Here is a 3,848-nt window from a genome sequence, read left to right on the forward strand (position 1 = left end):
GGACGAGTTCCGCCAGAGCGTCGCCTGGTCCTCTTTGGGCAGCTCGCGCGGGTGCCAGTCGGCCTGCGCCCGGCGCGACCGGCAGCCACGAGCCGGTGCGGCTGTCCGCCCTGCGCGCGGCGCTGGGCCCGGCGACGCTCGTGGAGTACCTCGCGCTCGACGGCGCCCTGCACGCGGTGGTGCTCACCGGCAGCCGTCGCACGCTGCATCACCTGGGCCGGGTCGCCGAGGCCGAGGGCCACCTCGCGGCGGTGCGGCACGGCCTGCGCCGGCTCGCGTACACCGGCCGGAACGCCGCGGCCGCCGCCACCCTGGTCGCGCACAAGGCGAAGCAGCTCGACGCCCTGCTGCTGCAGCCGCTGCGGGTCGAGGGCCCGCTGGTCGTCGTGCCGACCGGCGCGCTGCACGCCCTGCCGTGGCCGGCCCTGCCGTCACTGAGCGGCCGGCCGGTCTCCGTCGCACCGTCCGCCACCCTCTGGCACCGCGCCGCGACCGCCCCGGCGAGCCGGCCCGCGGCGGGCCGCTCGGTGTTCGTGGCCGGGCCGGGGCTGCCGCACGCGACGGCCAAGGTCGCCGCGCTCGCCCGGGCGACGCCGGGTGCCCGGCGCTTCACCGGCCGGTCCGCGACCGTCGAGTCGGTGCTCGGCGCCCTGGACGGTGCCGAGCTGGCGCACCTGGCCGCGCACGGCTCGTTCCGGGCCGACAACCCGCTCTTCTCGGCGCTGCGGTTGGTCGACGGACCGCTGACGGTGTACGACCTCGAACGGCTCCGCCGCCCACCCCGGCACGTCGTCCTCTCCGCCTGCGAGTCGGGCCTGCCGTCGATCCATCCCGGCGACGAGCTGCTCGGGCTGGCCGCGGCCCTGCTGGGGATGGGCGCCACGGCCCTGGTCGCGACGGTCGTCCCGGTTTCCGACGAGGCGACCCGGCAGGTCATGCTCCGGATGCACCGCTACCTGCGGTCCGGCGTCGGGCCGGCCGAAGCCCTCGCCCGCGCGCAGCAGGAGCTGCACCCCGCGGCGGCCGGCTTCGTCTGTTACGGCGCCGGCTGAGCCGGTCTACTGTGTGTGGCGACCACGGGAGGAAGCATTGAGCACTCTGCAGAACCGGCCACACACCGCCCTGATCGTCGTCGACGTGCAGAACGGCGTCGTCGCGAAGGCGCACGAGCGCGACGCGGTGGTCGCGAACATCGGCACCGTCGTCGAGAAGGCGCGGCAGGCCGGGACCCCGGTCATCTGGGTGCAGCAGACCGACGAGCACCTGGCCGAGGGCAGCGACGACTGGCAGATCGTGCCCGCGCTGACGCCGGGCGCGACCGAGCCGAGGATCACCAAGGAGTACGCCGACTCGTTCGAGGAGACGGCGCTGGAGACCACGCTCGCCGGCCTCGGCGTGGGGACGCTGGTCGTGGTCGGCGCGCAGACCGACGAGTGCATCCGGTCCACGCTGCACGGGGCGGTCGTCCGCGGCTACGACGCGATCCTGGTCAGCGACGCGCACACGACCGAGGACCTCAGCGAGTGGGGCGCGCCGCCGCCTGACCTGGTGATCGCCCATACGAACCTCTACTGGGGCGATCACCAGGCGCCGGGCCGGACGGCCGGCACGGTGGCGACCAAGGAGGTCGACTTCCAGCCGCGTCCGTGACCGTCGGGCGGCCACGGGCCTTACAGCTTCGCGCACTGGCCCGAGGCCGGTCCCCGCACCGTGTTCGCGCGGCCCTCGTCGGTCGGCGGCGGGGTGTTGCCCGAGCAGGCCAGCGGCCCGCCGATGGTGTTGGCGGCGGCGACCACCGGCGCCGTGCCGGTGTTGCCGGTCAGCGTGACCGGGCCGCCGATGGTCACGGCGTCGAGGCGGACGCCGCCCGTGCCGCGGGTGATCGACACCGCGCCGGCCAGCCGGCCGCCGGTGATCCTCAGCTCGCCGGTGGAACCCGCGACCGAGACGGGACCGCCGACCGTCGTCGCGGCCAGCGTCACGGTGCCGGCTCCGGTGGCCGACAGCGGGCCGGCGATCGTGCCGCCCCGGACCATCAGCGACGCACCGGGGCCGACCGTGACCGACCCGTTGACGGTGGCCCGCTCGACGCAGGTCAGCCCGGCGGTGACGACCAGCGGCCCGGGTCTGGTTCCGGTGATCGTCGTCGTGCACCGCGGCAGCACCCGGTAGGTCTGGGTCGCGGTGCCCACGTTGCCGGCGTTGTCGGTGGCCGTCGCGGTCACGGTGTGCGTGCCCACCGCCGTGGCGTAGCCGCTGACCACGCAGCCCCGCGGTCCGGAGGTCGCGTCGGTCGCCGTGCAGGTCGGCGCCGGCGGCACGGATCCCTCGTGCACGTCGCCGATCGCGCTCGAGAAGGCGGCCGCCGGCGCCACCGTGTCGACCCGCACCGTGGCGGTCCGCGGCGACTCCACGTTGCCGGTCACGTCGACGGACCGGTAGGTCACCTGGTGGCTGCCCTCGCCCGCGACCGCGACGGGCGTGCCGGCATAGGCCGTCCAGTCGCCGTCGTCGACCCGGTACGACGTGCCCTCCACCCCGAACGCGTCCTGCGCCGTCAGCGTGAACGACGGCACCGTCGTGAACCACTCGCCGGTCCCGGCCGGCGACCACGCGATGCTCGTCGTCGGGGCCACCGTGTCGGTGCCGACCGTCAGCGTGAGCGTGGTGCGCGTCGCGCCGGCGTCGCCGACGTAGGGCGGCAGCACCAGGTCGCCGATGACGGTGTAGCGGCCCGGCGTGTCGACGACGTCCGGGTCGAACCGCCACCGTACGCCGATCGCCTGGTTGTCCCGCGAACCGTCGTTGTAGGACACCTCGACCTTGTCGGGCAGGTACGGCTGCTCGCCGACCGCCACCGACCGCGTGAACGACTCGACGCCCTGGATCGAGATGCCGCCCGGCGCCGTCTCCGGCCGCACGTACACCCGGGCCTCGGCGATCAGCCCGTACGTGTCGTTCGTCCCGTACACCACGAACGGGTCGACGTTGGTCTCGGCCACCATCGCCGGCGTGATCGGCTGCCACTGGAAGCCGGCCGTGCCGCGGGCGCCGCTCGCGTAGCCGATGTCGAGCGCGCCCGGCAGCACCGGCACCTCGCCGACGGTGGTCCGGACCAGCACCGGCGACCGGACAGTGTCGACCGCCTCGCCGTTGGCCCGCCAGCGCAGGACGCCCGTGCCCGCACCGCCGCTCTGCACGCCCCAGATCCGGATCCGCAGCAGGCGCGTGTCGAGCGGCGCGAAGTCGAAGTGGTTGTACGCGTTCGTGGCGAGCCCGCCGGCGTAGGAGGACCCGTTGACCAGCGTCACCGGGGTCCACGTGGTGCCGTCGGCGGACGTCTCGATGGCGTACGTGTCCGCGTTCGGTCGCCGGGTGCCGCCGTTGTCGTCGTACCAGTAGACGTCCGCCGACGACAGCCGCACCGGCGAGGTCCACGCGTACTGGATCCATCCCGCCCGCTCGACGCTCGTGCCGTTCTGCTGCTGGCCCCAGTTGCCCCAGCCGTTGCCCGCGCCCGGGTTGGAGCTGGTCGGGTTGGTCCGCTCGCTCACCCGCGAGTGGTTCTCCCAGGGTGCCGTCCCGCTGGTCGTGACGGTGGCCGTGGCACCGAACTCGGCGACCACGGCCTTCGGCGCGAGCGTCACGGCGACGGTCGCCACGGACCGCCGGGCGCCGTCGTCGCCGAAGAACCGGAACACGTAGTCGCCGGCTACCGTGCCGGTGACCCGGGTCGCCGGCGCTCGCGGTCGAGCACGACAACATCGCCGCCGCGATGCGGAACGCGGTCGCCCCACCTCGTCGCTCAGCAGACCATCCATCGTGGACACGGCGACGTCCAGCGCGGC

3 protein-coding genes are annotated in these 3,848 nt (G+C 74.7%); 2 read left to right on the plus strand and 1 reads right to left on the minus strand.

Features of this window, described 5'->3' with window-relative positions; genetic code table 11:
• Positions 1 to 95 precede the first annotated feature (95 nt).
• Positions 96 to 1,052 carry a CHAT domain-containing protein gene (locus tag AB0H87_RS39180; RefSeq protein ID WP_360158055.1) on the plus strand — a complete coding sequence of 319 codons (957 nt, stop codon included), beginning with the start codon at positions 96 to 98 and terminating at the stop codon, positions 1,050 to 1,052.
• A gap of 37 nt (positions 1,053 to 1,089) precedes the next feature.
• Positions 1,090 to 1,650, plus strand: a complete 561-nt coding sequence (locus AB0H87_RS39185) for an isochorismatase family protein (protein ID WP_360158058.1) — start codon at positions 1,090 to 1,092, stop codon at positions 1,648 to 1,650.
• A gap of 20 nt (positions 1,651 to 1,670) precedes the next feature.
• Here the strand turns inward: AB0H87_RS39185 and AB0H87_RS39190 are convergent.
• Positions 1,671 to 3,848, minus strand: a 2,178-nt coding sequence (locus tag AB0H87_RS39190; RefSeq protein ID WP_360158061.1) for an Ig-like domain-containing protein, incomplete at its 5' end; no start/stop codon positions are given.

This window comes from Asanoa sp. NPDC050611 (genome assembly GCF_040654855.1).
Lineage (GTDB): Bacteria > Actinomycetota > Actinomycetes > Mycobacteriales > Micromonosporaceae > Asanoa.